This is a genomic window from Pseudomonas cerasi (genome assembly GCF_900074915.1).
GTDB lineage: Bacteria > Pseudomonadota > Gammaproteobacteria > Pseudomonadales > Pseudomonadaceae > Aquipseudomonas > Aquipseudomonas cerasi.
The window spans coordinates 5092243-5117905 of the sequence record NZ_LT222319.1 but is presented as its reverse complement, the minus strand read 5'-3'; the positions used below and the strand labels follow the sequence as shown (position 1 = coordinate 5117905).

Annotated in this window: 21 protein-coding genes and 5 pseudogenes; 9 read left to right on the top strand and 17 right to left on the bottom strand. The window is 62.0% G+C overall.

The genetic code is table 11. From position 1 onward, the window contains the following. Positions 1 to 13 precede the first annotated feature (13 nt). The 5 genes from PCPL58_RS25260 to PCPL58_RS25240 form a co-directional block, all read right to left on the bottom strand. Complete coding sequence (locus tag PCPL58_RS25260) at positions 14 to 652, bottom strand: DUF4136 domain-containing protein (RefSeq protein WP_065350718.1); 639 nt, start codon at positions 650 to 652, stop codon at positions 14 to 16. A 19-nt stretch (positions 653 to 671) separates the two neighbouring features. Beyond that, entirely contained in the window at positions 672 to 1421 is a 750-nt protein-coding gene (locus tag PCPL58_RS25255; RefSeq protein WP_065350717.1) for a methyltransferase domain-containing protein, read from the bottom strand. After that, on the bottom strand, positions 1418 to 1723 hold the full coding sequence (locus tag PCPL58_RS25250) for a MazG-like family protein (protein ID WP_003366436.1): 306 nt from the start codon (positions 1721 to 1723) through the stop codon (positions 1418 to 1420). Before PCPL58_RS25250 ends, PCPL58_RS25255 begins: the two co-directional genes overlap by 4 nt. Positions 1724 to 1844: 121 nt before the next feature. Beyond that, positions 1845 to 2702 (bottom strand): MaoC family dehydratase, encoded by an 858-nt coding sequence (locus tag PCPL58_RS25245; protein ID WP_058397703.1) that lies wholly within the window; start codon positions 2700 to 2702, stop codon positions 1845 to 1847. Positions 2703 to 2732: 30 nt separating this feature from the next. Further along, on the bottom strand, positions 2733 to 4088 hold the full coding sequence (locus tag PCPL58_RS25240; RefSeq protein WP_065350716.1) for a 3-oxoacyl-ACP reductase: 1356 nt from the start codon (positions 4086 to 4088) through the stop codon (positions 2733 to 2735). Between the two features lie 108 nt (positions 4089 to 4196). On the opposite strand from PCPL58_RS25240, the gene PCPL58_RS25235 reads away from it, so the two are divergent. The 3 genes and pseudogenes from PCPL58_RS25235 (at position 4197) to PCPL58_RS25225 (ending at position 7370) form a co-directional block, all read left to right on the top strand. Further along, positions 4197 to 5474, top strand: coding sequence for an acetyl-CoA C-acetyltransferase (locus PCPL58_RS25235; protein WP_044310530.1), 1278 nt, complete (start codon positions 4197 to 4199; stop codon positions 5472 to 5474). A gap of 187 nt (positions 5475 to 5661) precedes the next feature. After that, entirely contained in the window at positions 5662 to 5940 is a 279-nt protein-coding gene (locus tag PCPL58_RS25230; protein ID WP_003431860.1) for a hypothetical protein, read from the top strand. A gap of 32 nt (positions 5941 to 5972) precedes the next feature. Then, positions 5973 to 7370 (top strand): annotated as a pseudogene (locus PCPL58_RS25225) (DUF726 domain-containing protein). 7 nt (positions 7371 to 7377) lie between these two features. Here the strand turns inward: PCPL58_RS25225 and PCPL58_RS25220 are convergent. Continuing rightward, positions 7378 to 8406 carry a bile acid:sodium symporter family protein gene (locus tag PCPL58_RS25220; protein WP_065350715.1) on the bottom strand — a complete coding sequence of 343 codons (1029 nt, stop codon included), beginning with the start codon at positions 8404 to 8406 and terminating at the stop codon, positions 7378 to 7380. 85 nt (positions 8407 to 8491) lie between these two features. Between PCPL58_RS25220 and PCPL58_RS25215 the strand changes: the two are divergent. Continuing rightward, positions 8492 to 9297 (top strand): annotated as a pseudogene (locus tag PCPL58_RS25215) (AraC family transcriptional regulator). A gap of 244 nt (positions 9298 to 9541) precedes the next feature. Continuing rightward, positions 9542 to 10439, top strand: a pseudogene (locus tag PCPL58_RS25210) (PA4780 family RIO1-like protein kinase). Positions 10440 to 10771: 332 nt separating this feature from the next. Here the strand turns inward: PCPL58_RS25210 and cueR are convergent. From cueR to PCPL58_RS25195, 3 genes and pseudogenes are all read right to left on the bottom strand, one after another. Next, a pseudogene (gene cueR, locus PCPL58_RS25205) lies at positions 10772 to 11171 on the bottom strand (Cu(I)-responsive transcriptional regulator). Next, complete coding sequence (locus PCPL58_RS25200; RefSeq protein ID WP_065350714.1) at positions 11168 to 13366, bottom strand: heavy metal translocating P-type ATPase; 2199 nt, start codon at positions 13364 to 13366, stop codon at positions 11168 to 11170. The pseudogene cueR and the gene PCPL58_RS25200 overlap by 4 nt, the downstream one beginning before the upstream one ends. Before the next feature lie 69 nt (positions 13367 to 13435). Then, on the bottom strand, positions 13436 to 13816 hold the full coding sequence (locus tag PCPL58_RS25195; protein ID WP_003366459.1) for a hypothetical protein: 381 nt from the start codon (positions 13814 to 13816) through the stop codon (positions 13436 to 13438). A gap of 164 nt (positions 13817 to 13980) precedes the next feature. Here PCPL58_RS25195 and PCPL58_RS25190 point away from each other — a divergent pair, with 164 nt between their 5' ends. Continuing rightward, positions 13981 to 14178, top strand: coding sequence for a heavy-metal-associated domain-containing protein (locus PCPL58_RS25190; protein WP_044309505.1), 198 nt, complete (start codon positions 13981 to 13983; stop codon positions 14176 to 14178). Between the two features lie 137 nt (positions 14179 to 14315). Beyond that, entirely contained in the window at positions 14316 to 15512 is a 1197-nt protein-coding gene (locus tag PCPL58_RS25185; protein ID WP_065350713.1) for a multidrug effflux MFS transporter, read from the top strand. 75 nt (positions 15513 to 15587) lie between these two features. Here the strand turns inward: PCPL58_RS25185 and PCPL58_RS25180 are convergent, their stop codons facing one another. Next, the gene (locus PCPL58_RS25180; RefSeq protein ID WP_065350712.1) at positions 15588 to 16601 is read right to left on the bottom strand and encodes a zinc-binding alcohol dehydrogenase family protein; all 1014 of its coding nucleotides are present in this window, start codon (positions 16599 to 16601) and stop codon (positions 15588 to 15590) included. A 115-nt stretch (positions 16602 to 16716) separates the two neighbouring features. Between PCPL58_RS25180 and PCPL58_RS25175 the strand changes: the two are divergent. Further along, positions 16717 to 17209, top strand: a pseudogene (locus PCPL58_RS25175) (LysR family transcriptional regulator). A gap of 436 nt (positions 17210 to 17645) precedes the next feature. Further along, positions 17646 to 18320, top strand: coding sequence for an ArsR/SmtB family transcription factor (locus PCPL58_RS25170; protein ID WP_065350711.1), 675 nt, complete (start codon positions 17646 to 17648; stop codon positions 18318 to 18320). A gap of 275 nt (positions 18321 to 18595) precedes the next feature. Here PCPL58_RS25170 and PCPL58_RS25165 read toward each other — a convergent pair whose 3' ends face one another. From PCPL58_RS25165 to PCPL58_RS25135, 7 genes are all read right to left on the bottom strand, one after another. Beyond that, entirely contained in the window at positions 18596 to 19549 is a 954-nt protein-coding gene (locus tag PCPL58_RS25165; RefSeq protein WP_003366473.1) for an adenosine deaminase, read from the bottom strand. A gap of 78 nt (positions 19550 to 19627) precedes the next feature. Beyond that, positions 19628 to 20593, bottom strand: coding sequence for a 2-oxoglutarate and iron-dependent oxygenase domain-containing protein (locus PCPL58_RS25160; RefSeq protein ID WP_065350710.1), 966 nt, complete (start codon positions 20591 to 20593; stop codon positions 19628 to 19630). A gap of 83 nt (positions 20594 to 20676) precedes the next feature. Then, entirely contained in the window at positions 20677 to 21771 is a 1095-nt protein-coding gene (locus PCPL58_RS25155; RefSeq protein WP_003366477.1) for a BMP family ABC transporter substrate-binding protein, read from the bottom strand. 151 nt (positions 21772 to 21922) lie between these two features. After that, entirely contained in the window at positions 21923 to 22714 is a 792-nt protein-coding gene (gene fecE, locus PCPL58_RS25150; RefSeq protein WP_003431853.1) for a Fe(3+) dicitrate ABC transporter ATP-binding protein FecE, read from the bottom strand. A 4-nt stretch (positions 22715 to 22718) separates the two neighbouring features. Next, entirely contained in the window at positions 22719 to 23687 is a 969-nt protein-coding gene (locus PCPL58_RS25145) for an iron chelate uptake ABC transporter family permease subunit (RefSeq protein ID WP_065350709.1), read from the bottom strand. Beyond that, entirely contained in the window at positions 23684 to 24673 is a 990-nt protein-coding gene (fecC, locus tag PCPL58_RS25140; RefSeq protein ID WP_003431851.1) for an iron-dicitrate ABC transporter permease FecC, read from the bottom strand. The genes PCPL58_RS25145 and fecC overlap by 4 nt, the downstream gene beginning before the upstream one ends. Then, a complete protein-coding gene (locus PCPL58_RS25135; RefSeq protein WP_065350708.1) occupies positions 24674 to 25594 on the bottom strand; it encodes a Fe(3+) dicitrate ABC transporter substrate-binding protein FecB in 921 nt (306 codons plus the stop codon). Between the last annotated feature and the right edge of the window lie 69 nt (positions 25595 to 25663).

The following is a 25663-nucleotide window of genomic DNA, read 5'->3' as shown; positions in this document are numbered from 1 at the left end:
TTCTCCGAAAGGGTTACGAAGGCGGGTAGGCCGCCAGAGCCTGTTGCACGGCCTGGCGCAACGCACTGCTGCGGTCGGCCAGATTATTGCTGGCGCGCGCATCGGCGCTGGCGCTCCATACCGGCTGGTTGCTGCGCGCGTCGATCAGGTTGATCTGCACCACCATGACCTTTTCCTGATAGGTGCGTACCACCGGCACGCTGGCGTAGCCGCCGTAACCGGGCCGGTAGCCATCGTAGCGGCCATAGCCCATGCCGCGCCCATAGTAGGGATCGTAATCTTCACGCACCTGACGCAGCCGGGTTTCCTGGCGGGTCGTGGCAGTGACGTACAAGTCTGCCGGCTGATTGCCGCGAGCCGGTCGCAAACCACGCTGGTCCAGACCGTTGCTCACGGCTTCGACCACCTGCGCCGAATCCACCCACGCCGTACCGGGCGGCAGCTGGCCGTTGAGCCAGCCCCAGGACCGATAACGCCCATAGTCCCGCGGCGGCGCAGGGTAGGCGCTAATGTCCAGCGTCCTTGCCGCCTGCGCAGGAGCGGGCGGCATGGGCAGAGAGCTGGCGACATACGGGTTGTCGCTCTGGCAGGCGCTGATCCCGAACAGACTGGTCCCCAGCAGCACGGCAAACAAGGCAGAACGGTGTTTCATGGTGGGCTCCGCAGTGATGTCAGGCCGGACGGCACATCCAGTGAAGGTATCGACCCAGCCCGGCAAAGGCTGGATGACGCCGATGCGCCAGTTCCATTTCCAGCAGATCCGTCAGCTCGGCCCGAGCCTGGAATTCAACCGGCATGTAATCGTGAAATACCCGCACCCCGCTACGGGTTTCGACTTGCCACAGGCCTTCAAGTTGCGTCGCCAGTTCCCGGGGGTCGAGCGGTTGCTGAGGCGTCAGGCTCTGTTTTTCCCCGGCCATGTCATTCTTGCGCATCTTGCGGAAATGGCCCTTCAACAGGTTGCGATAGATCAACGCATCGCGGTTGTAAAACGCCAGTGACAGCCAGCCATCGTCCCTGGTCAGCTGGCGTAGCACCGGGAGGATGGTATGCGGCTCGGCCAGCCATTCCAGCACCGCGTGGCACAGCACCAGATCATAAGTGTCGCTCAGTAACTCCGGCAGCGCCTGCCACGGAGCCTGAATGAAGGTTGCCGTCTGTCCGGCATCGGCGAAGCGCTGACGTGCGCCTTCGAGCATCGGCTCGGCGGGTTCGGCCAGGGTTACCTGATGACCCTGTTCGGCCAGCCACAGTGACATGTGTCCCAGCCCGGCGCCGATATCCAGTACACGAAGCGGTCGTGCGGGCAGGGTCTCGGTCAGGTCGGCCTGCAGCACCGCCAGACGAATGGCTCCCTTGGCACCGCCATAGATCTTTTCCGCAAAGCGGGTCGCCAACTGGTCGAAATGCCGATCACTCACTTGGCAAATCTCCGCTCGCTGTCAGCCAGCTTGTTACGCACCACCGTGTCCATGTCCAGCCCCAGTTCGCTGCACAGCAGCAACAGGTAGAGGACGATGTCGCCGACTTCCTGGCCGGCGTGCTCCAACTGTTCGGCAGGCAGCTCGCGGGACTGGTCTTCGCGCAGCCATTGGAATATTTCCACCAGCTCGGCCATCTCCACACTGGCGGCCATGGCCAGGTTTTTCGGGCTGTGAAATGGCTTCCAGTCATTCTGGTCGCGGATGCGGTGCAGGCGTTGGGTCAACTCGTCGAGGTTCATCGTGTTCTCCTGAAGACGCATAGCTTCAGGGGGAACGGTTCGCCAGGCAAGTGGGCGTTGAGGTTTGTTCAGCCGTTGATGGGAGCAATGCTCCCGTCAGAGGTGTTCATCCGGCTGTGCGTCACTCGCTGACAGGCTGCCAGCTACCGACCATATGCACGATGCCCTCCTGGCCTTCGACACGGAACTGGCCATGCGAGCCGGCGGCACTGGTCGACAGCGTCACGTCGGCAGGCAGGCGTACAGGCTTCTGGAACTGCACGCTGATCTCGACATTCGAGGCCGGCAAATGCTCGCCCAGCGCCGCGAGCGCACGGGCCTTGAGCCACATGCCGTGGGCGATGGCGCGTGGAAAACCGAACAGCCTGGCGCTGGGGGCGCTGAGGTGAATCGGGTTGTAGTCGCCCGACACCTTGGCATATTCGCGGCCTATTTGCGCCGTCGCCCGCCAGCCTTGCAGCTCGCTGAGCGGTAGCGGCGCGGCTTCGGGATAGCTCACAGGGCTGTCTTCCAGGTGCACGGCGGTGCACAGCATGGTGCTTTCTTCTTCCCACAACAGCCCCATGCCGTCTTCGGCCTGAGTGACCAGGGTGAACGTCGCGCCCTTGGCGTGCGGGCGCAGATCAGTGGCCTGTACGCTGATGTACAACTGGCTCACACCGCCCAGTGGACGATGCGTGCGGGTGCGATTGGCGAGGTGAATCAACCCCAGCAGCGGGAATGGAAAGTCCTCGGAGGTCATCAATTGCATTTGCAGCGGAAACGCCAGCACATGCGGGTAGGTCGGAGGCAGCAGGCTGCTTTCTTCGAAGCCGCAGACCTTGCGGTATGCCTCGAGCTTATCGGTATCGACCGCGATCCAGCTGCGCAAGCCCAGATCGGGTAGCTGCATCCCGGTGACCTTGCGCCTGAGCGCAGCCTGGATGAACAGGTTGGACAGGGGCTGCAGGGAATTGAGGTAGCGCCAGTGAGCCGTCATCATCCATCTCCTTGAATTCGATGCGGGTGCTTAAGCCCCGATCACGTTTTGACCACATACACGTAGAACCTGACCGCTCACCGCGCCGCTGCCCGGTTGGCTGAACCACGCCACTGCTTCGGCAACGTCCTGTGGCGAGCCGCCCTGACCCAGCGAACTCATGCGCCGCCCGGCTTCACGCAGGGTGAACGGCATGTGCGCGGTCATTTTCGTTTCGATGAAGCCCGGCGCGACGGCGTTGATGCTGATGCCGCGTGACTTGAGTCCGGGGGCCATGGCCCGTGCAAAACCGATCAGACCGGCCTTGCTGGTGGTGTAGTTGGTTTGCCCGCGATTACCGGCGATACCGCTGATCGAGGCCATGAGCACGATGCGGGCGTTGTCCTTCAAGGCGCCCGCGTCGAGCAGCACTTGAGTCAGCACTTGCGGCGCATTGAGGTTGACCGCCAGTACCGAGTCCCAGAAATCTTCCGGCATGTTGACCAGCGTCTTGTCGCGCGTGATGCCGGCGTTGTGCACCAGTATGTCGACGCCATCGGGCAGGTGTTCGAGCAACTGTGCCGGAGCATCCGCCGAGCAGATATCCAGCGCCAGAGCCTGACCGCCAAGCCGCGAGGCCAGTGCCTCCAGCTCGTTTTTGGTCTGCGGTACATCCAGCAGAATGACCTGCGCACCATCACGTGTCAGGGTTTCGGCTATAGACGCGCCAATGCCGCGTGCAGCGCCCGTTACCACTGCCTTGCGCCCGGCCAGCGGGCGGGTCCAGTCCTGCACCTTGCTCGGGCAGGCACTCAGGTGGACAAACTGGCCGGAGATGAACGCAGCCTTGGGCGTGAGGAAAAAGCGCAGGGCGCCCTCCAGTTGATCCTGCGCGTCGTCATCCACTTGCAGCAGTTTGACCGTGGCGCCGTTGCGCACTTCCTTGGCCAGTGAGCGGCTGAAACCTTCGATGGCCTGTTGAGTGCTGGCGGCCAGCGGATCAGCGAGTGTCTCGGGGGATTTACCGAGAATGACCACATGTGCGCAGTGATCGAGATTGCGCAGCAGCGGCTGAAAGAAGTCCCGCAACTGCCTGAGCTGCTCGGTGCGCAGGATCTGGCTGGCGTCGAACACGACTGCTTTCAGGCGCGGCCCCTGGTTGGACACCCACGTCGTGGCGCCGGGCATCTCGCTGCCGAAACTGTACAGCGAGTCGGTCAGGCGGCTGGCGAACTGGCGGACCTGATCCCCCAGCGGCCCGGCGCTGATCAGCAGCGTCCCTTCGACGGGCCGCAGACGTCCGGCCTGCCAGCGCTCCAGGTGAGTGGGGGCGGGCAGACCGGTGGCCTTCACCAGGCGCCGACCCATGTCGGAGTTGGCGAAATCAATGTAGCGATCTGACGGCATGGAACACTCTCCTGAAGTCGGGGTTCAAAGGAATGGACCACGGTGGCATGACGTTTGTTCTTGCGATCGGCACGGCTCATTCATTCGCTTGAAGAAAGGGAGTTTTCCATGACGCATCCTCGTCGGGTCGCCATCGTCGGCGGTAACCGCATTCCGTTCGCGCGCTCCAATGGCCCTTACGCCACGGCCAGCAATCAGGACATGCTCACGGCTGCTCTGGAAGGGCTGATCGAGCGCTTCAATCTGCACGGGCTGCGCATGGGCGAGGTGGTGACGGGCGCGGTGCTCAAGCACTCCAGAGACTTCAACCTGACCCGCGAATGCGTGCTCGGCTCGCGGCTCTCGGCACAGACCCCGGCCTACGACATTCAGCAAGCGTGCGGTACGGGGCTGGAAGCGGCGTTGCTGGTGGCCAACAAGATCGCTCTGGGGCAGATCGAGTGCGGCATTGCCGGCGGCGTGGACACCACGTCCGATGCACCGATCGGCGTCAACGAGGGGCTGCGCAAAATCCTGCTGCAGGTAAACCGCAGCAAGACGCCCGGTGACAAGCTCAAGGCCCTGATGCAGTTGCGTCCACACCACCTCAAACCGGAGCTGCCGCGTAACGGCGAGCCACGTACACGCTTGTCGATGGGTCAACATTGCGAGCTGATGGCGCAGACCTGGGGCATAGAGCGCGGGCCGCAGGATCAACTGGCGCTCGAGAGCCATCTGAAAATGGCGGCAGCCTACGCCGAGGGCTGGCAGGATGATCTGATGACGCCGTATCTGGGGCTGATCCGTGACAACAACCTGCGTCCGGACCTGACGCTTGAAAAACTGGCCAGCCTCAAGCCCGCGTTCGAGCGCAGCGCCAAGGGCACCTTGTCGGCGGGCAATTCGACACCGCTGACCGATGGCGCATCGGTGGTGTTGCTGGCCAGCGAGGAATGGGCTCGCGAGCGGGACCTGCCGGTGCTGGCCTATTGGCGCGATGGCGAAGCTGCGGCGGTGGACTTCGTCAACGGAGCAGAAGGGCTGCTGATGGCACCGGTCTACGCCGTTCCGCGTCTGCTGGCCCGCAATGGCCTGACCCTTCAGGACTTCGATTACTACGAAATTCACGAAGCCTTCGCCGCGCAGGTGCTGTGCACCCTCAAGGCCTGGGAAGACGCCGATTACTGCAAGACCCGTCTGGGGCTGGATGCGCCGTTGGGGTCTATTGATCGCAGCAAACTGAACGTCAAGGGCAGCTCACTGGCTGCCGGCCACCCGTTCGCCGCAACCGGAGGCCGCATCGTCGCCAACCTGGCCAAGCTGCTGGATGCGGCAGGCAGCGGACGTGGCCTGATCTCGATCTGTGCCGCAGGCGGCCAGGGCGTGACGGCAATTCTGGAGCGTTAGGCAAATGGCTGGGGTCATGGGCATAATCCACAACTGAACTACGCAGAGCACTGGCACGATAAGTGTTCTTCCGGGCACCTATCGTTCCTCACGCTCCAGCGTGGGAATGCATGCCGTGACGCTCTGCGTCGCATCCGTGCGCGGGATGATCAATCAGCATTGTTGGCCTGTAACGTTGAGGTAAGGCATGGGGTTCATCATTGGGGTATCGGTACTTCTGATTCTGATCGGCACCGTGCTCTATCTGTTCGACAAAGGCGCGCGGACTCGCTGGCTGAGGCCCTATATCGGGCTGATGCTGATCGGTTTGCTGATCGGCGGGATGGGCTTGCTGGTGGGGCTGGTCTCCGATGAAACGGAGGTTTACTTCCTGCTGGTGGCCAAATGGGTCATCGCGGTGACCGGTATCATGTTCTGCCTGCGACTGATCGTACTGATCGCCAAGCGCTTCATCGCCAGAAATTGAGCGTGTAAACCGCCCATGTGTGACAGGACAACGTGGAAAATCACTTCAAATTTCTGACCCTGCCCAAGACATCGGGCGAGGTCGCCAACGTCTTCATTCACGGCTATTCGTCAGGGCATGATCTGGATGACCGACGCCTGTTGGCCAACAGCATCCCCGGTGCATTGCGCCAGAGCGTGAACATTCTGGCGTTCTGGCCATCCAGCCATTTCACCCAGATGGACAACCGTTCCCGTGGCCTGCTCATGGCTGCTGCCCGTGTGCACCCGCTCGCGGGCGCGGCGGCGTTGGCGGGGGACCGGGTCGTTCACTTCGCGCGCATCCGCAACCGTGCCCGCGACATGGGCAAGGTGCTGTTTGCACAGCTGGATCGCTACCTGTTCGAGCACCATCCCGACGTCAGGCGGGTCAATCTGATCGGGCATTCACTGGGCGGCCGGCTGCTGGTCAGCGCGCTCAAGGACCTGCAGCAGACACCCGAGCACGGGCTGGTGGTGGGCGATGTATTGCTGATGGCCGCTGCCGTTCGTATCGATGCCGCCGAGGCCGAGCTGCTCAAGCAGAGAATCAGCGGACGGCTGATCAATGCGTATTCCACGGAAGATCATGTGCTCTTGCTGAACCTGGGCGAGAAGAGCCTGGGACGCACGCCGGTCGAGCACTTCGAGAACGTGCGCATGCAGGGTTATCGCCATCACCATTACTGGCAGCGCTTGCAGGAAGTGCTGATTGCGACCCGCTTCAGTGGCTGTGAAGGGCTGGAAACCGGCGTTGCGGTGCTACCGACCATGACCCGCGACCCGGTTTTGCAGGACGTCTGGTTGCACAGCGTTCTGGCCCGTTCGCCTGACTACGTGCTGGAGGCGGCCATCAAGCACTTGCGCAGCAGTCGCTGGACGCGCCTCAAGGCCACTGTAGCCGACCGTACGTACGCATTCGTGCGTGAATTCCAGCTGGTCGCCGGGCATTTTCTGATCAATGCCGCCCGGCGTCGCGGCGTGCCCTATACGTGAGTGTTGGGCATGCTGGCGCGGCAATACGGTCTGGGCGACGCGCTGCACCAATGTGCGACGGTGGTTGAAGTGGAAGAGCTGCTGCTCAGAACGTTCTTTCGCCATGCGTTCAACAGCGCGCACCCGCTGGTGCAGATGCCGCGCGCCAGTGTCCGCGCGATGAGCTGGGATATCTATGCCGCGCATGTCGATGCACTGGCCGAGCGCCTGACCGTGGCAGCGTTTTTCAAGACCGCGCAGCCCGACGAGGCGCCCGGCGCGGTCAAGGGCTTGCTGGGCGCGATTCGCCAGGCCCCGGTGCAACGCTTGCTGACGCACTTCGGCACTGCGCTGCGGCCGGGTTATTCCGCACTGATCCCTACCGTGGCGATCGTCTTCTATGCGCGCGTCACACTGGATGATGACGCGCTGATGTAAGCCGCATTCACGCGGCGCGAGCCTCTTCCAGCGCGGCGGCCGAAAGCTCTTGGCGATGGCGACTGGCGTAGCTCTCGGCGATGATCGAGCACACGATCAACTGCATCGGGTGGTAGATCATGATCGGCAACAGAATCAGGCCAAGCCCCGGGTTGCTGCCGAAAATCAGTGCAGCCATCGGCGCGCCCGCGGCGAGGGATTTCTTGGTGGCGCAGAACACCGCCGCGACCTTGTCGGCATGATCGAACTTGAGTACCCGCGCCGTGCGGGTGGTCATCAACAGGATCACCGCCAGCAGCAGCGCGGTGCCGACGAACGCCGTCAGGATCACGCTGTTGCCCTGGCTTTGCCACATGCCGGAGATCATCGAGTTGCAGAACGCCGCGTACACCAGCAGCAGAATCACCAGCTTGTCGATCAGGTTGGTGTACTTCTTGTGACGGGCGAAAAACTTGCCCAGCAACGGCCGCATTAGCTGGCCAAGCACCAGTGGCAGCAGGAGCATGGCGCACAGGTCGAGCAGCGTATCGCCCAGATCGATTCCGCCAGCACCGGTGCCGACCACCAGGCTGACCAGCCACGGGGTGATGAAAATCCCGATGACGCTGGACATGCTGGCGTTGAGAATCGCTGCCGGGACATTGCCGCCTGCGCTGCCGGTCAGTGCCACCGAAGACGAAATGGTCGAGGGCAGGGCGCACAGGTAGAGAAAACCCAGCATCAGCAGCGCCGGCACATACGAGCCCAGCAGCTTTTGGCACGCCAGCCAGATCAGCGGGAACACCACGAAGGTGAAGACCTGGATCATCACGTGCAGGCGCCAGTTGGTCAGGCCTTTCTTGATCTGCTCGCTGGACAGGTTTACCCCATGCAGAAAGAACACCACGAACACGCCGACCTTGATGACGTATTCAGCGTGCATGCTGCCGCCGGTAGCGCCGAAGCGCGGGAAGAAGTAGGCGAGCACCGTCGCCAGAACCATGCCCCAGAGGAACCAGTCGGTAGCGACGCGTTTGAAGTGTTTGAGTGATTGCATGCGGGGTCCGTAGAACGTTTGTACACAGAGATGCGTGCAGGCTACTCTGTTGCGCCATAGCCGTCTTGCGACATAAGGCCATAAGATGCCGAGTAACGGACAGATCAATCAGCGGCAGCCTACGGGCGAACGGCAGATACCGGCATTGGCCGGCCTGCCGCGCCCGCTGTATGCCCGTGCTGAAAGCCTCACTGCCGGTTCGTGGACGCCGCCCCATCGCCACGACTGGGTGCAGTTTTCCTATGCCATCAGTGGGGTTCTGGGGGTGCATACCGCCGAGGGCAGTTTCTTTGCGCCGCCGCAGTGGGGCGTCTGGGTGCCTGCCGGGCTTGAGCATGAGGTGGTGACCTCCATGCGCGCCGAAATGCGCAGCCTGTACATTCGCACGGCAGATTCGGGGTGGGCACCGCAGCGCTGCAGGGTGCTGGAAGTCACGCCACTGGCCCGTGAGCTGATCAAGAGCTTCTGCCTGCTGCCCTGTGGATTATCCCGAGCAGGACAGCCATGAGGCGCGGCTGGTGCAGGTCCTGCTGGATCAACTGGCGCAGTTGCCCGAAGTCGGCTTTTCACTGCCGTTGCCGCGTCATCCGCGTCTTGCTGGGGCTGTGCAACGAGTTGATCGAGGAGCCGGGTCGGTTGATCACCCTGCATGACTGGGCTGCCCGTCTCGGGACCTCCGAGAAAACCCTGATGCGAATGTTTCAGCGGGAAACCGGATTGAGCTTTCGCGGCTGGCGGCAGCGGGCACGGTTACTGTCTTCGCTTTCTGCACTGGAAGAGGGCGCCAGTGTGACGCATACCGCGCTGGCCTGCGGTTATGACTCGACGTCAGCATTCATCGCTGCGTTCAAGGGGTTGTTCGGTCACACCCCTGGCGACTTGTTCAAGTAAGGCCGGGATGCCTTGTGCACTAATGAGTGCATCTAACGCGGGTTTTTCTGCTTTTACATGTTTTGTCCCGGAATATCTTCGACCTGCTGTACGGCACGAAAGGTGCTTTAAACCGGGGGATTGCGTGGTTTTTTCTTAAAAAACCTTTCAATCCACAGGGGGTTACCCCTACTCGCTGGCGGAGGATTGCCGTATAACGGCAACAATCGCGTATCTGGCAACAAAGGACCCACAATAAAAGCTGATGAAAACTCCTAAACGCATTGAACCCCTGATCGAAGACGGTCTGGTCGACGAGGTGCTGCGCCCGCTCGATGAGTGGTAAAGAGGCAGCTGTTTATGTGGTGCGTTGCGGCAATGAGCTGCGGTGTGCCAAGGTTTACAAGGAGGCTAACAAACGCAGTTTCCGTCAGGCGGCCGAGTATCAGGAAGGCCGCAAGGTACGCAACAGCCGACAGGCCCGCGCCATGGCCAAGGGCTCGAAGTTCGGGCGCAAGGAAACCGAAGACGCCTGGCAGAATGCCGAAGTGGCTGCGCTGTTTCGTCTGGCCAGCGCAGGTGTCCGGGTGCCCAAGCCGTACGACTTCCTGGAAGGCGTGCTGCTCATGGAACTGGTGGCCGACGAGTACGGCGATGCAGCGCCGCGTCTGAACGACGTCGTGCTGGAGCCGGATCAGGCGCGCGAGTATCACGCATTCCTGATCGAGCAGATCGTGCTGATGTTGTGTGCCGGTCTGGTGCATGGTGACCTGTCCGAGTTCAACGTGCTGCTGGCGCCGTCCGGCCCGGTCATCATCGACTTGCCGCAAGCGGTCGATGCCGCGGGCAACAACCACGCGTTCAGCATGCTGGAGCGCGACGTCGGCAACATGGCGCTGTACTTCGGCCGCTTCGCGCCGGAGCTCAGAAAGACCAAGTACGCCAAGGAAATGTGGTCGTACTACGAGGCAGGCACCTTGTCGCCCGCCACGGTGCTGACCGGCGAATTCGATGAGCCGGAGGACGAAGCCGATGTGGGCGGCGTACTGCGCGAAATCGAAGCCGCCCGCCTCGACGAAGCCCGTCGCCAGGCAGCTCGCGCGGCAGACGATGCGCCACCAAGCAAATCCACCGAAGAACCACCACCGCCGTGGATGCAGTAAGACCCTTGTGGGAGCGAGCCGGGCGACCTTCGCTTGCTCGCGAAGGCGATGGATCAGGCGCGTAGTTTTCGGAGCCTGTACGGGCCCTTTCGCGAGCAAGCTCGCTCCCACGGGGTGAGTACGGCAGGCGCTGTACTGATTAGGTCCACCGAAGAACCACCGCCGTCGTGGATGCAGTAAAGCTTTTGTGGGAGCGAGCCGGGCGACGCTTCGCTTGCTCGCGAAGACGATGAATCAGGCGCGCTGTTTTTGGAGTCTGTATGGGCCCTTTCGCGGGCAAGCTCGCTCTCTCGGGAGTGCGTGCGGATGCAGTAAGGGCCCTTGCGGTGTGGCTAGCAGCACCCGCCCGACGCCAGGTCCTTGAGGATCGGGCAGTCGGGGCGGTCGTCGCCTTGGCAATGTTCCACCAGTTCCTGAAGCGTATCGCGCAGGCTCGCCAGTTCTTCGATCTTCTTGTTCAGCTCGGCAATGTGTTGCCGGGCCAGTGCCTTGACGTCGGCGCTGGCCCGCTGGCGGTCCTGCCAGAGGGTCAGCAGTTTGCCGACTTCTTCCAGCGAAAACCCCCAGGTCTCTTGAGCGCTTGATGAACGCCAGCGTGTGCAGATCGTCCGCGCTGTACACGCGATAGCCGCTGTCGCTGCGATGCGCCGCCTGCAACAGGCCGATGGATTCGTAATAGCGGATCATCTTGGCGCTCAAGCCACTGTTTTTCGCCGCTTGACCGATATTCATGGTGCGTCCTCCAGGTCGCGGGGTTTCCAGGTTTTCAGCAGCAGCGCATTGCTCACCACGCTGACACTCGACAGCGCCATGGCCGCGCCCGCCAGTACCGGATTGAGATAGCCCAGCGCCGCGAGCGGAATGCCGATAAGGTTGTAGACGAACGCCCAGAACAGGTTCTGGCGGATTTTCGCGTAGGTCCTTCGGCTAATGTCGAGGGCGGCCGGAACCAGTCGCGGATCGCCGCGCATCAGGGTGATGCCCGCTGCATGCATGGCGACATCGGTCCCGCCGCCCATCGCGATACCGACATCCGCCGCCGCCAGCGCCGGAGCATCGTTGATGCCGTCACCGACCATCGCGACCACATGGTGGCTTTTCAGTTGAGTGACGGTGGCCGCCTTGTCGACAGGCAGCACTTCGGCATGCACGTCGTGTATCCCCAATGTCCTGGCAACCACTTGGGCGCTGCCACGGTTATCGCCAGTCAGCAGATGGCTGGTGATGCCCCGCGCATTCAGCGCTTTGATCGCCTGATCGGTTCCGGGCTTGAGCGTGTCACCAAAGGCAAACATGCCGATCACCTTTGGCTCTGGAGCCTGCTCGATCAGCCAGGACAGCGTGCGCCCCTCGGCTTCCCAGATGCGCGCGGACTCGGCCAGATCGCCCATCGGCAGGCCGCTTTCCTCCAGCAAACGTCGATTGCCCAGCGCCAGTTCACGGCCCTGAACGCTGCCAGCGATGCCCCGACCACTCAGGACGCGGCTGTTTTGCGCGGCATCAGGCTTGAGTTGCCATTCATGACACACATCCAGCACTGCTTTGGCCAAGGGGTGTTCACTGCCGCGTTGCAGCGCCCCCGCCAGTTGCAGAAGGTGTTCTTCATTGCCCAGCACCGCGCTCATGTTGGTGATACGCGGCGTGCCCGAGGTCAGCGTGCCGGTTTTGTCGAACACCACGGCATCGACCTCGTGAGCCCGTTCCAGCGCTTCGGCGTCCCTGATCAGAATGCCATAGCGCGCAGCCACGCCGGTCCCGGCCATGATCGCTGTCGGCGTCGCAAGGCCCAGCGAGCAAGGGCAGGCGATCACCAGTACAGCGACGGCATTGATCAGCGCGACTTCAAGCGAGGCACCGACCAGCAGCCAGCCGACCAGCGTGAGCAAGGCAATCACCAGTACGGTCGGCACGAACACCTGGCTGACTTTATCCACCAGTTTCTGGATCGGAGCCTTGCCTGCCTGGGCGTCCTCGACCAGACGAATGATGCGCGCCAGCACCGTTTCTGCGCCCAGCGCTGTGGTCCTGATCAGCAATTGGCCTTCGCCATTGATTGCCCCGCCGGTGACCTTGTCGCCCGGTTGCTTGACCACCGGCAGGCTTTCACCGGTGATCAGCGCTTCGTCGGCATGGCTGCGGCCTTCGACCACTTCGCCGTCCACCGGAAAGCGTTCGCCGGGTTTGACCAGCACCCGATCATCAAGCTGCAGCGCGCTGATAGCGACGTCCTGTTCGAGGCCGTCGACCACCCGCAGGGCGCGCTCCGGGCGCAGTGCTTCAAGGGCACGGATAGCACTGGCGGTCTGGCGCTTGGCGCGGCTTTCCAGGTATTTGCCCAGCAGCACCAGCGCGATTACCACCGCCGATGCTTCGAAATACAAATGCGGCGTTGTGCCAGGCGCAGCGTGCAGCCATTGATAGACGCTCAGGCCGTAGCCGGCGCTGGTACCGATGGCGACCAGCAGGTCCATATTGCCGGCACCTGCGCGCACGGCTTTCCAGGCGGCCACGTAAAAGCGTGCGCCAAGGATGAACTGCACCGGCGTCGCCAGCGCAAACTGCACCCACGCGGGCAGCATCCAGTGCACGCCCAGCGGGGTCAGCAGCATCGGCAGGATCAGCGGCAGCGCCAGCGCGATGGCCAGCAGCAAGGCCCAGCGCTCGTTATGCAAGTGACGGGCTTTTTGATCGGCTTCGGCGTGACGATCCTGGCTCAGGGTGGCGCCATAACCGGCGCGGCTGACGGCGTCGATCAGGGTTTGCGGATCGGTGTGCGCTGCGGTGTCTACATGGGCGCGTTCATTGGCCAGGTTGACCGTTACGCTGTTGACCCCCGGCACTTTGGCCAAGGCACGCTCGACCCGACCTGCGCAACTGGCGCAGGTCATGCCGCTGATCGGCAGGTCGAAGGTGGTGGTGTCTTGCATGTGAATCACTCCCTGAGGCTGGCTGCCTGCAAGGATCAACCTTGCCATATGGGCAAGGTCAAGCGCGAATCAATAGTTGAGGTCGGCTTTCTTGAGGTACAGCCCGTTGAGGTCGGTCGCAATGCGGTACTTGAGGATATCCCCGGAGCGCAGCTGAATCTTGGTGCTGCGCGGCGCTTCCATGCCGGGTTCACAGCCCACGACATTGCCGCGCAGGGTGCTCAGCCGCACCGAGACTTCACCTGCCGGCAGGTTGAAGGACACCGAGTCTTCCTGAAACAGCCTGCCGGCCAGGCGGTCCTGAACGTAGATGCCGATCTCGCAGGAAGTCGCGACTTCCAGGCGCTCGCGGGAAATGATCAGGATGCCGTAGTCCTGAGCCGCCTGAGTGGCAGGGGTGATAGCCAGGAAACCGAGAATGCTGAAGAGGCTGACTGCTGACCAGCGCATCGCTGATACTCCTGATGTAAATGTGGCTGACGGTATAGGTGTCGATCACTCAGCTTGGCTCACGATTACGCCGAATGCCAGCCCGGCAGCAATGACAGAAACTTGACCTTGCCATGATGACAAGGTTGAAGATGCTCACTGTTCATCACTGAAGGAGTGACACCATGCAGTTATTCAACGTTCAAGGCATGACCTGCGGGCACTGTGTTCGCGCGGTGACCGAGGCCATCAAGCATGACGATCCGAGCGCCGATGTTCAGGTCGAACTGGCCAGTAAGCAGGTCAAGGTGCAAAGCAGTTTGTCGCCCGAGCGGATTGTCAGCCTGATCGGCGAAGAGGGTTATCAGGCGCAGCCGGCATGATCCAGACCCGGGAGATCAATGCGGTCTCCCGGTCTGTAAACATTGAAAAATTTTGAATTAATTCCCCCGTCCGTCGTTCTCTGCAAGGTAAGCCGGGTAAACTAGCCCGTTGCTCTGCATCCGTTAATGGACACCCGATGAATCTACGAACGATTCTTATCCTTGGCTCATTGAGCGCCTTCGGCCCTCTGGCCATCGACTTCTATCTTCCTGGCTTTCCGGCCATGGCCTCGTATTTCGGGACCGATGAAAAACACGTACAGCTGACCCTGGCGGCCTACTTTCTGGGGCTTTCCCTGGGACAACTGGCCTATGGTCCGGTGGCTGACCGGTTCGGTCGGCGCATTCCGCTGCTGGTCGGCGTGACCCTGTTCATGCTGGCCTCGGTCGCCTGCGCCTTTGCGCCGAGTCTTGAATGGCTGATCGCTGCACGCTTCGTGCAGGCGCTGGGTGGCTGTGCCGGAATGGTCTTGTCGCGCGCCATCGTCAGCGACAAGTGCAACGCTGTCGAGTCGGCCAAGGTCTTCTCGCAACTGATGTTGGTCATGGGCCTGGCACCGATTCTGGCTCCCATGCTGGGCGGCGTGCTGGTCAGCACCTTTGGCTGGCAATCGATCTTCGTCAGCCTGGCCCTGTTCAGCGGTGCCTGTCTGGCGGCCGTCGCACTGGGGTTGCCGGAAAGCATGCCGGCCACCACGCCGCGCCAGCCGTTGAGCGGCGCGCTGGGCCAGTACCTCAATCTGTTCAAGGACGGCGTGTTCATTGGTCATGCGCTGACCGGTGGCATCGCCATGGCCGGGATGTTCGCCTACGTCGCGGGCTCGCCGTTTGTGTTCATCAAGCTGTACGGCGTGCCTGCCGAGCATTACGGCTGGCTGTTCGGGATGAATGCGGCGGGCTTCATTCTGGTGGCGCAGATCAATGCGCGTATTCTGCGCAAGACCGGTCCGGCGTTTTTGCTGTCGCGCACGGTCTGGATCTACCTGGCTGCGGGGCTGGTGTTGCTGGCGATCAGCTTGCTGCGCACCGAAGCGCTTTGGCCGCTGCTGGTGCCGCTGTTCATTTGTGTGGCGAGTCTTGGGTGCATCATCCCCAATGCATCGACCTGCGCCATGAATGGCCAGTGGGCGCGCGCGGGCAGTGCGTCGGCGTTGCTGGGATGCCTGCAATTCAGCGTTGCCGCCGTCGCCGCCAGTCTGGTGGGCTTGCTGCATGATGGCACGGCCACACCAATGGCGCTGGTCATCAGCCTGTGCGGCGTGCTGACTGTGGGCATCTCGGTGCTGACGCGCCGTGCGCAGGCACGGCGCGAAGCATCGCTCCAGACCGCCTGATCGCCAAAGCGGTGGTGTCAGTCGCGCCGGGCGTGACTGATACCATCGACTTCACACGGCTCAGGCCTCTGTGGCTCAGAAACCTTCCAGTACGACCTTGCCCTTGGCCTTGCCGCTTTCCAGCAGGGCATGAGCGCGGCGCAGGTTTTCGGTATTGATGGTGCCGAAGTGCTCGCCAAAGGTAGTTTTCAGCGTACCGGCGTCGATCAGCTCGGCAACCCGGTTGAGCAGGTTGTGCTGCTCGATCATGTCCTCGGTTTCAAACATCGACCGGGTGTACATGAACTCCCAATGCAGCGACAAGCTCTTGCGCTTGAGTTTCGACACATCCAGCGATTTGGGGTCGTCGATCAGCGCGAGCTTGCCTTGTGGCTTGAGTGCCTCGACGAGCTGATCCAGATGCTGTTCGGTCTGGGTCAGGCTGGCCACATGAGTCACGTGGTTCAGGCCGACGCGCTTGAGTTCTTCGCTCAGCGGCTTGCTGTGATCCAGCACATGGTGCGCGCCCAGTTCGCTGACCCAGCTTTCGGTCTCGGGCCGCGAGGCGGTGCCGATGACTTTCAGCGAGGTCAGTTTGCGCGCCAGTTGGGTGAGGATCGAACCCACGCCACCGGCAGCACCGACGATCAGCAGGCTGTGTGCGCCTTCACCTTTTTGCTGCGGGATCTGCAGTCGCTCGAACAGCAGTTCCCAGGCGGTGATGGCTGTCAACGGCAGCGCCGCCGCATGGGCGAAGCTCAGGGTCTTGGGCATGTGGCCAACGATGCGTTCATCCACCACGTGCAACTCGCTATTGGCACCTGGCCGGGTCAGAGAGCCTGCATAGAACACTTTGTCGCCCGGCTTGAACAGCGTGACCTGGCTGCCGACGGCTTTGACCACTCCGGCCACGTCCCAGCCCAGCACCTTGCCTGCACCGTCCTCAGGCTGGACGTTCTGGCGGATCTTGGTGTCCACCGGGTTGACGGAGATAGCCTTGACCTCGACCAGCAGATCGCGATCGCCAGCCACCGGCTCGGGCAGCTCGATATCCTGTAATGATTTCACGTTGCTGATGGGCAGGGACTGATAGTACGCAATGGCTTTCATGTCAGGGGCCTCTCCGAAAGAAAATGATGAAGAGATCATTGGCTATTTCCAGCAAAGATAAAACCCGCTAAAACGGCAGGCTCTTTCAATTTTATTTTGATAATACGGGGCCTTGATGCTGCGTTTTGATGACTTGCAGTTGTTCGTACGTGCAGCGGATCTGGGCAGCCTTTCTGCCGCAGCGCGGGTCATGGACCTGTCTGCGGCGGTTGCCAGCGCGGCGCTCAAGCGTATCGAACGGCAGTTGGGCGCGCGCTTGCTGGCCCGTTCGACGCGCAGCCTGCGCCTGACTGCCGAAGGCGAGGGGTTTCTGGAATACGCGCGTGCTGCGCTGGGCAGCCTTGAGGAGGGGCGGCGTTTGCTGGCCAGCAGCCAGGACCGTTGCGGGCGAAGGTGTGGCATACAAATCCTGGCTGGACGTGGCCGCTGATGTGCGGGCCGGGCACCTGAAAGTGTTGATGCCCGACCTGATCGGGGAGCGTGCGCCATTGAACCTGTTGTGCGCGCATCGGGCGCAACTCAGCAAGCCTGTCATTCTGTTACTGGAAATGCTCAGGTCACGGTGTAAGCAACATGCTGTAAGTCTGTCGTCCGCCAGCGTGTTTTAATCGCCGCGCCCCAGTAGGAAATGGCCTTCGGAAATGTCGGAAAATATAATTTTCGAAGGCCGTTCAATAACGCGAAGTTTCGCTGCCGGAACAAAGTTGAAACTGACTGTTGTTGAGTGGATTTGGCATTTTTGTCATAGCCATTACGCTTGTCTTTTTAATCCTCTTTTGAAGTGTCGCTGCAAACCCCTTGAATAGAGGGGTTGCGGTGTAGTCGCGGGAATAACTTGATGTTGATGGAGCACGCCATACTTGGGCGATTTTTTGCGTCGTGGTGTACCCGCCGTGTGTAAGAGGCGTTTTTCACCCAACGGGGGCGGAGGGCATAGAGTTTATACTTGTCATTACCTATAAGAGCCACGTTCAACTCTATCGAGGCGTGATTGCTTTCACCCAGTCATCACCATAGATGAATGTTTCAACAGGGAGTGAACACATGGAATACGGACCTTGCATCAGCCAGATCGCAACCTTGCTGGCTGACCCCAAGCGCAGCGCAATGATCTGGGCACTGATGGATGGTACTGCTCGCCCTGCCGACGAATTGGCAATCCTGGCGGGACTCTCGACTTCTTCTGCCGGCGCCCATCTGGCGCGGCTGACCAGTGGTGGTCTGTTGAAACAGGAGGTCCGCGGCCGCAAGCGCTTCTTTCGCCTCGCTGCGCCGGAAGTGGGGGCGGCGGTCGAGGCCTTGGCCTGTGCTTCGCTGGCCAGTGCTGAACAGATCAATCGTCGCTTTGCCCAGCCTGCGCCGCCCTTGCCGCTGCGCCGCGCAAGAGTCTGCTCCGATCATCTGGGTGGCGAGATGGCTGCCGAGCTTTATCAGCGCCTGCTGGAGGCGGGCTGGATAGAACAGCAGGAGAAGCGCGTCGAAGTTACCAGCAAGGGTGTGGCCAGATTTGCCGAACGCGGTATCTACATTCCCGCACTGGCGCAACGCAAGCGCGAAACGGTGTGTGTCTGTCCGAAATGGAACGATAGCAACCCGCATCTGGGCGGCGCGCTGGGGGCGGGGTTGTTGCAGCTTTTCATTCAGATGGGCTGGCTGCGCACCACTGAAGAGTCCAGCACCTTGCAGGTCTCATCCAGTGGGCAGCGGGAAATCAGCTAGATCGCAGCGGCGGCCTGACGGGAGCGGCAGGTGTGGCGCGCTCCACCACTAACGTACCACCGGTCCGCGTCGGCACGCAGTTCCGGACGCGCCGCGTCCTCTTGCGACGCCGAGCGTCGCGAAAGGCATTCCCACGCGGAGCGTGAGGAACGATGGAGGCGCCTGCCCCACCACTATCGTGCCAATGCTCCGCGTTGGTATGCAGTTCCTGACGCTCTGCGTCCTCTGCGACGCAGAGCATGAGCAGCGATGGGTGTCACCCGCTCATTCCCTCTTTAGGGCTTGACCAGTCGTGCATCCAGGCTGTTTTGCGCCAGGCGTTTGGCCTGATCTTCGGTCATGCCCAGGTGGGTGTACAGCGCGTGGAAGTTCTCGGTCACGTAGCCACCGAAGTAGGCCGGGTCGTCCGAGTTGACGGTGACCTTCACACCACGCTCGAGCATGTCGAGGATGTTGTGCTGGGCCATGTCGTCGAACACACAAAGCTTGGTGTTGGACAGCGGGCAGACGGTCAGCGGGATCTGTTCGTCGATGATGCGTTGCATCAGCCGCTCGTCTTCGATGGCGCGAACACCGTGGTCGATGCGCTCTATCTTCAGCAGGTCCAGTGCTTCCCAGATGTATTCCGGCGGACCTTCTTCCCCGGCGTGAGCCACAGTCAGGAAGCCTTCGTTGCGCGCGCGATCGAACACACGCTGGAACTTGCTCGGCGGATGGCCCATCTCCGAGCTGTCGAGGCCCACGGCAACGAACGCATCACGGAACGGCAGCGCCTGATCGAGGGTTTTTTCGGCTTCTTCCTGGGACAGGTGGCGCAGGAAACTCAGGATCAGGCCGCTGTCGACGCCCAGCTTCGACTTGCCATCTTTCAGCGCACCGGTAATCCCGGCCAGTACCACTTCGAACGGGATGCCACGGTCGGTGTGGGTTTGCGGATCGAAGAACGGTTCGGTGTGGATAACGTTCTGTGCCTTGCAGCGCAGCAGGTAGGCCCACGTCAGGTCGTAGAAGTCCTGTTCGGTGCGCAATACGTCTGCGCCCCGGTAATACAGATCGAGGAATTCCTGCAGGTTGTTGAAGGCATACGCCTTGCGCAGGGTTTCGACGTCATCCCACGGCAGGGCAATCCTGTTGCGCTCGGCCAGGGCGAACAGCAACTCGGGTTCCAGCGAGCCTTCGAGGTGCAAGTGCAGTTCTGCCTTGGGCAGGGCGTTCAACCAGTCGTACATATTCTTTTCTCATCAGGTGCAGATCCCGGACATTCTACAGATGCACGTCGCTGCGCAGGGTAAAACCTGACCGAACGTTCAACTTGCCTCCTGTTCGCGGCGATAAGCGTAGGTGTCCGCGAAGCGCGACAGCAGAAATTCGGCGCAGGTGGTCACCGGATAGCGGGCCGGATGATCGTCGCTCTGGCAACCGGGCAGGCATTCGATGCGCGTGTCGGGGTGCGGTTCGGCGAAGAACGGCATGGAGTAGCGATCGACCCCGAGCGGGCTGATGACCCGATGCGGCGTGGACAGGTAACGATCGTTGCTCCAGCGCGCCATCATATCGCCCAGATTGACCACGAAGGTGCCGTCAAGCGGTGGCGCGTCGATCCATTCGCCACGCACATCACGCACCTGCAAGCCGCCCGCCGTGTCCTGATACAGCAGAGTGATGCAGCCATAATCGGTATGCGCGCCTGCGCCTTGTTGCTCGGCCGAGGTCGCCGTATCACGCGGCGGGTAATGAGTCATGCGCAGTACGCTGACCGGGTCCTTGAAGCGCTGATCGAAGAAATCGCGCTCGATGCCCAGTGCCAGGGTCATGGCGCGCAGCAGGGTTTGCGCCAGCGCCTGCATGTCCAGATAGTGTTGCTCCATCAGCGCTTCCCAGCCGGGAATGTCCGGATGCCGGTTTGGCCCACGCAGCGGTTTGCCCGCCAGCACGTCGGGATGACGGGCATCCAGGTGCAGGCCCATGTCGAAGGTTTCCTTGAGGTCACTCGGCAGGCTGGGGTCCAGTTGTTCGGTGGCGATGGCGCCGTAGCCGCGATGATGGGTGCTTTGGGTGATATCGATCATGAGCTTTTCAGTTGCCGGCCGGGCGAAGAAGTCCTTTGCCGCCGATTGCACCTGCTCGATGCGTTGCGCGCTGATCGGGTGGCCCTTGATGTAAAAGAAGCCCCATGCCCGACAGGCACTGTCGATTTGCCCGGCAACATCCTGCCAGGCCTGAGTGTCCGTGCCGTAGAGCGGGGCGATGTCGATGACGGGAAGCTGGTCCATTAACCGGTCCTGAAAGGAAGTGTCGGGTGTCGATGATCGTGCCTGGCGCAGCAGGCACGATGGTCAGGCAAGTGGCGGACTGATTACTTGGGCAGCTCGGCCTTGATGCCTTCGACGTAGTAGTTCATCGATGCCAGCTCGGCGTTGGTCGCGACCACACCGTCAGCAATTTTCACGGTGCCGTTCTGGTCCTTGATCGGGCCGGTGAACGGGTGGAATTCGCCGCTTTCAATACTGGCAATGATCTTCTGCGCTTCGGCCTTCACGTCAGCAGGCACCACGTCGCTGATCGGCAATTCGACCGTTCCTTCCTTCAGGCCGCCCCAGTAATCCTGTGGTTTCCAGGTCCCTGCGATGGCGCCTTCGGCGGCCTGAATGTAGTGCGGGCCCCAGTTGTTTACGATAGAGGTCAGCACTGCTTTCGGTCCGAAGTGAGCCATGTCCGAGGCATAACCGACGGCATACACGCCGCGACGCTCGGCGGTCTGGATCGGCGCAGGGCTGTCGGTGTGCTGGAACACCACGTCCACGCCCTGATCGATCAACGCATTGGCCGCATCGGCTTCCTTGCCCGGATCGAACCAGGAGTTGACCCACACCACCTTGATCTCGGTGCCCGGGTTGTATTTGTTCAGCGCCAGCTGGATGGCGTCGATGTCGCGCAGCACTTCAGGAATCGGGAACGAAGCGACATAACCGATCTTCTTGGTCTTGGTCATCTTCGCAGCGATGTAGCCGCTCACGTAGCGACCCTCATAGGTACGGGCCAGATAAGTGCCCATGTTCTTGTCCTGCTTGTAGCCGGTCGCGTGCTCGAACTTCACCTTGGGGAACTGCTTGGCGACTTTCAGAGTGGGGTTCATGTAGCCGAACGAGGTACTGAAGATCAGGTCATAACCACCCTTGGCCATGTTGCGGATAACCCGCTCGGCGTCCGCGCCCTCCGGCACGTTTTCCACGTAGCTGCTGGTCACCTTGTCACCCAGCGCCTTGACCATCGCCTGACGGCCCTGTTCATGCTGATAGGTCCAGCCGTGGTCGCCGATGGGGCCGATGTAGACGAATCCGACTTTCAGCGGATCGGCTGCCGAGGCGAGCAGGCTGGAGCCGATGCCGACAACGGCGGCCATGGCACACAGCAGTTTTTTCAGAGGACGACGTGGGTTGGTCAGGTGCATCGGGTCTAGCTCCTTGCGGTCTTGTTGGAGTGCATACCCCGACAATGCAAATAACTGACCAACAGGACAACTTACGATGCTGGCGCGCTTTGCCGCTTGCCTGCCTGTTTCACCATGCAGCGGGAAGGTGCAGACGCTGCAGGTTACGCCGCTAACTGGTGCAGCGCGTGCTGCGCTCGACGATACACATCGGCGTGCCTGCCACGGGTTCGCGCATGATCTGCACCTGCACATCGAACACCTGGCAGACCAGCTCGGCCGTCAGTACATCGCCCGGCGCGCCGCAGGTCACCAGACGTCCACCCTGCATGACCGCCAGGTGGTCGGCGTAGCGGCAGGCCTGATTGATGTCATGCAGCACGGTAATCACCGTCTTGCCTTCGGCACTCAGTTCACGCATCAGGTCCAGCAGCTCGACCTGATGGCTGATGTCCAGATAGGTGGTCGGCTCGTCGAGCAGGACGATGGCCGCGTCCTGCGCAAGGATCATCGCCAGCCAGGCGCGCTGTCGTTGCCCGCCGGACAGATCCGACAGCGGACGCTCGGCCAGTGTGTCCAGCTCCATGCGCTGCAAGGCTTGATCGACACTGCGTTGATCGGCGCCACTCAGGCGACCCCACAGACTGTTGTGCGGACTGCGGCCGTACGCCACCAGCTGGCGCACGCTGACGCCTTCCGGAATCGGCAGCACTTGCGGCAGAAAAGCCACCTTGCGCGCCAGCTCGTTGGCCGACAGCTGACGGTAGGCCGTGCCATCCAGACTGAGACTGCCCGATTGCGGGGTGAGAATTCGGGCGAAGGCCTTGAGCAGGGTGGATTTGCCGCAGCCATTGGGGCCGATCAGCGCAGTGACCTGCGCAGGCGGCGGGCTGAACGACAGGTCTTGCACGATGCGCGTTGCGCCGTAGCCGATGTCGAGTTGCTGCGCCTTCAGAATAGTCATGGGATCAACCTTTGAATCGGGCCAGCAGCCAGAGGAAATACGGAGCGCCGATCACCGCCGTGAGAATCCCGGCCGGAATTTCGCTGGGCGCGATCAGCGTGCGTCCCAGCGTGTCTGCCAGCACCAGCAATAACGCACCCAGCACCATCGAGGCGGGCAGCAGGTACTGATGATGACCGCCGACCAGACGACGGGCCATGTGTGGTGCGACCAGGCCGACGAAGCTCACCGGGCCTATAATGCCCACCCCCAGGCTGGTCAACAGCACGGCACTGCCCATCGACAGCCAGCGCGTACGCGTGAGGCCGGTGCCCATGCTCTGCGCCGCCTCGTCACCCAGGCCGATCAGGTTCAGTGGTTTGGCCAGCAGCAGACTGAGCGGGATCAGCAGCAGAAGCGGCGTGGCCAGCAAGACGTGGTGCCAGTTGCGGCTCCACAAACTGCCGGTCAGCGCCAGCAGGGCGGTGTTGATATCCAGCGGGTTGGACAGGATCAGGAACTCGGTGATGCTCGACAGCGTCACCGCAATCGCCACCCCGGACAGCGCGAAACGCACCCCGGAAAACTGCACGCCGGTGTTGTACAGCGCCAGCAGCAGCGCACCCGCCGCGCCGCCCAGACACGCCACAAACGGCAGCGCCGATACCGGTAACTGTGGCAGGCCGATAATCGCAATGGTCAGCGCCAGCCCGGCACCCTGGGTGACGCCGAGGATTTCCGGCGAGGCCAGCGGGTTGCGAATCACGCCTTGAACAATGGCGCCCGCCAGGCCGAAGGCGCAGCCGGTCATGATTGCGATCAGGCCGCGTGGCAGGCGGTGATTCCAGACTTCGAAGTCCTTGCTGTCGTGGGCGATCAGGTGATCGAGCACGGCGCCGGGTGTCAGCCACACGGTGCCAGCACTGAGGCTCAGCAGCAGGGCGAGTGCCAGCAGAGTCATCAGCAACAACAGCCTCGAGCGCGGGTGGTTCATAGCGCACGCCTCGCCAGAAACAGAAAGAACGGCGCGCCAATCAACGCCGTGACCACGCCGGCCGGCGTTTCCACGGGGAATGCCACGGCGCGGCTGATCAGGTCCGAGGCCAGCACGATAGCCGCACCCAGTCCGGCGCTGATCGGGATCAGCCAGCGGTAGTCATTGCCCAGCCACTGGCGAGCGATGTTCGGCGCGATCAGGCCGACAAAGGCGATCGGCCCGACTGCACAGACACTGGCGCCAACCAGCAGCAGACTGAGCACGAATACCAGCAGGCGTAACGCACCGATGCGCACGCCCAGCGAACGCGCAGCGTCTTCACCGAGGTTGATCAGGTTCAAGCGCGGCGCACAGGCAATCGCCAGCACCACGCCGATCAGCGTGCACGGCCAGAGCAGTTGCAATTGCGCCGCGCCGACATTGGCCAGCGATCCAGCCAGCCAGTTGAGGACACTTTGCGCCTGCGCTTCGACAAGAATTACGGTGAGACGGGTCAAGGCTGCGCACAGCGCGGCGACGGCGACACCCGCCAGCACCAGTCGGCCCTGAGCCGTGGCGGGTGACCATGCACCTCCAAGACTGAACACGGTGATCCATGCCAGTGCACCGCCGAGGCAGGTCATTAAAAGAGCGCCACCGGGGAAGGGCAGAGCGACCAGACCTGTGGAAAACAGCGCCAGCCCCAACGCTGCGCCCGCCGTGACGCCAAACAATGACGGGGAGGCCAGACGGTTGCGGGTGATGCCCTGCATCAAGGCCCCGGCCACGCCGAGGCAGGCACCGACCAGCGCCGCGCACAAGGCGCGTGGCACGCGCAATTGCGCAACGATATAAGCGATATTGCCGCCCTCGCGGCCCTGCGTGATCAGCCCGTTCCAGGCATCCACCTGACGAATGCTGAACGAAGACAGGGCGAACAGCGACACCCAGAACAGTCCCAGGCAGGTCGCGGTGATCACGCCCGCCATCAGCCAGCGGCGCATTTACGGGTTCAGCACGGCCTTGCCGCCCTTGAGTACGGCAAGCGCATCGTCGGCGATCTGCTCGGACGCCATGATCCCGCGATTGCGCGCCCAGCTGTCGCCGTCAACTTCGGCCACCTGCTTGTTACGTACTGCGCCAAGCACCTGCCACAGCGGCTGCTTGCTCCAGCTGTCGACGATGCTCGGGCGACGATAATGACCGACCAGCAACCAGTTCGGGTCCAATGCCAGCAACTGCTCCAGGCTGACGAATTCGGTGGGCGCGGCGTCTTTGCGTACTTCCGGGACCTTCAGACCGATCGCCTGCAACACGCTGCCCGCATAAGAGTGCGGGCCATGTACCGAGAAGCTGTCTTCGCGGGCGACGCCGAACAGCACGTTGGTGTTGGCCGGAATCTGCTCGGCAACAGTCTTCAGGTGCTGGCGGTTCTCCGCGATCCGCGCCTGCATCTCTGGGCCTTTGCCGAGCGCCACGCCGATCAGCTCGGCAGATTTCAGACTGCCCTGATAATCCTCGCCGCGTGACGGCAGCATCAGCGTCGGTGCCAGGCTGGCGAGGTCGTTGTACAGCGCCTGATGGCGACCGAGGTCGGCAATGATCAGGTCCGGCTTGAGCCGCGCGATCACTTCTATATTGGGTTGCGAGCGCAGGCCCACAGACTGCCATTCGCCGACGGCCTTGCGCACCTTGGGCAGTACGCGGTTGGCATCGCCATCGTCGGCGGCACCGACCGGCGTCACACCGACCGAAGCCAGTCCGTCGAGAAACGAAAACTCCAGTACCACCACGCGCTTGGGGGTGTCAGGCAGGTGAACTTTGTGTTGGCCGTCATCGATGTCGATAGGCGCGGCCTGGGCTGCACTCGCCATCAGGGTCAGCAGGCCGCAAGCCAGCAGATTCGGAAGTCGAAAAGCACGCATGGCAAAGGTCCTTTCTAACAAAACGGAATCAGGAAAAACAGGCGCGCCCTGAAGGCCGCGAAGAAAACG

Coding starts and splice junctions, on each gene's coding strand:
- PCPL58_RS25260 (WP_065350718.1), bottom strand. CDS start 652: ATGAAACACCGTTCTGCCTTGTTTGCCGTGCTGCTGGGGACCAGTCTG.
- PCPL58_RS25250 (WP_003366436.1), bottom strand. CDS start 1,723: ATGAACCTCGACGAGTTGACCCAACGCCTGCACCGCATCCGCGACCAG.
- PCPL58_RS25245 (WP_058397703.1), bottom strand. CDS start 2,702: ATGACGGCTCACTGGCGCTACCTCAATTCCCTGCAGCCCCTGTCCAAC.
- PCPL58_RS25240 (WP_065350716.1), bottom strand. CDS start 4,088: ATGCCGTCAGATCGCTACATTGATTTCGCCAACTCCGACATGGGTCGG.
- PCPL58_RS25235 (WP_044310530.1), top strand. CDS start 4,197: ATGACGCATCCTCGTCGGGTCGCCATCGTCGGCGGTAACCGCATTCCG.
- PCPL58_RS25230 (WP_003431860.1), top strand. CDS start 5,662: ATGGGGTTCATCATTGGGGTATCGGTACTTCTGATTCTGATCGGCACC.
- PCPL58_RS25220 (WP_065350715.1), bottom strand. CDS start 8,406: ATGCAATCACTCAAACACTTCAAACGCGTCGCTACCGACTGGTTCCTC.
- PCPL58_RS25200 (WP_065350714.1), bottom strand. CDS start 13,366: ATGCAAGACACCACCACCTTCGACCTGCCGATCAGCGGCATGACCTGC.
- PCPL58_RS25195 (WP_003366459.1), bottom strand. CDS start 13,816: ATGCGCTGGTCAGCAGTCAGCCTCTTCAGCATTCTCGGTTTCCTGGCT.
- PCPL58_RS25190 (WP_044309505.1), top strand. CDS start 13,981: ATGCAGTTATTCAACGTTCAAGGCATGACCTGCGGGCACTGTGTTCGC.
- PCPL58_RS25185 (WP_065350713.1), top strand. CDS start 14,316: ATGAATCTACGAACGATTCTTATCCTTGGCTCATTGAGCGCCTTCGGC.
- PCPL58_RS25180 (WP_065350712.1), bottom strand. CDS start 16,601: ATGAAAGCCATTGCGTACTATCAGTCCCTGCCCATCAGCAACGTGAAA.
- PCPL58_RS25170 (WP_065350711.1), top strand. CDS start 17,646: ATGGAATACGGACCTTGCATCAGCCAGATCGCAACCTTGCTGGCTGAC.
- PCPL58_RS25165 (WP_003366473.1), bottom strand. CDS start 19,549: ATGTACGACTGGTTGAACGCCCTGCCCAAGGCAGAACTGCACTTGCAC.
- PCPL58_RS25160 (WP_065350710.1), bottom strand. CDS start 20,593: ATGGACCAGCTTCCCGTCATCGACATCGCCCCGCTCTACGGCACGGAC.
- PCPL58_RS25155 (WP_003366477.1), bottom strand. CDS start 21,771: ATGCACCTGACCAACCCACGTCGTCCTCTGAAAAAACTGCTGTGTGCC.
- fecE (WP_003431853.1), bottom strand. CDS start 22,714: ATGACTATTCTGAAGGCGCAGCAACTCGACATCGGCTACGGCGCAACG.
- PCPL58_RS25145 (WP_065350709.1), bottom strand. CDS start 23,687: ATGAACCACCCGCGCTCGAGGCTGTTGTTGCTGATGACTCTGCTGGCA.
- fecC (WP_003431851.1), bottom strand. CDS start 24,673: ATGCGCCGCTGGCTGATGGCGGGCGTGATCACCGCGACCTGCCTGGGA.
- PCPL58_RS25135 (WP_065350708.1), bottom strand. CDS start 25,594: ATGCGTGCTTTTCGACTTCCGAATCTGCTGGCTTGCGGCCTGCTGACC.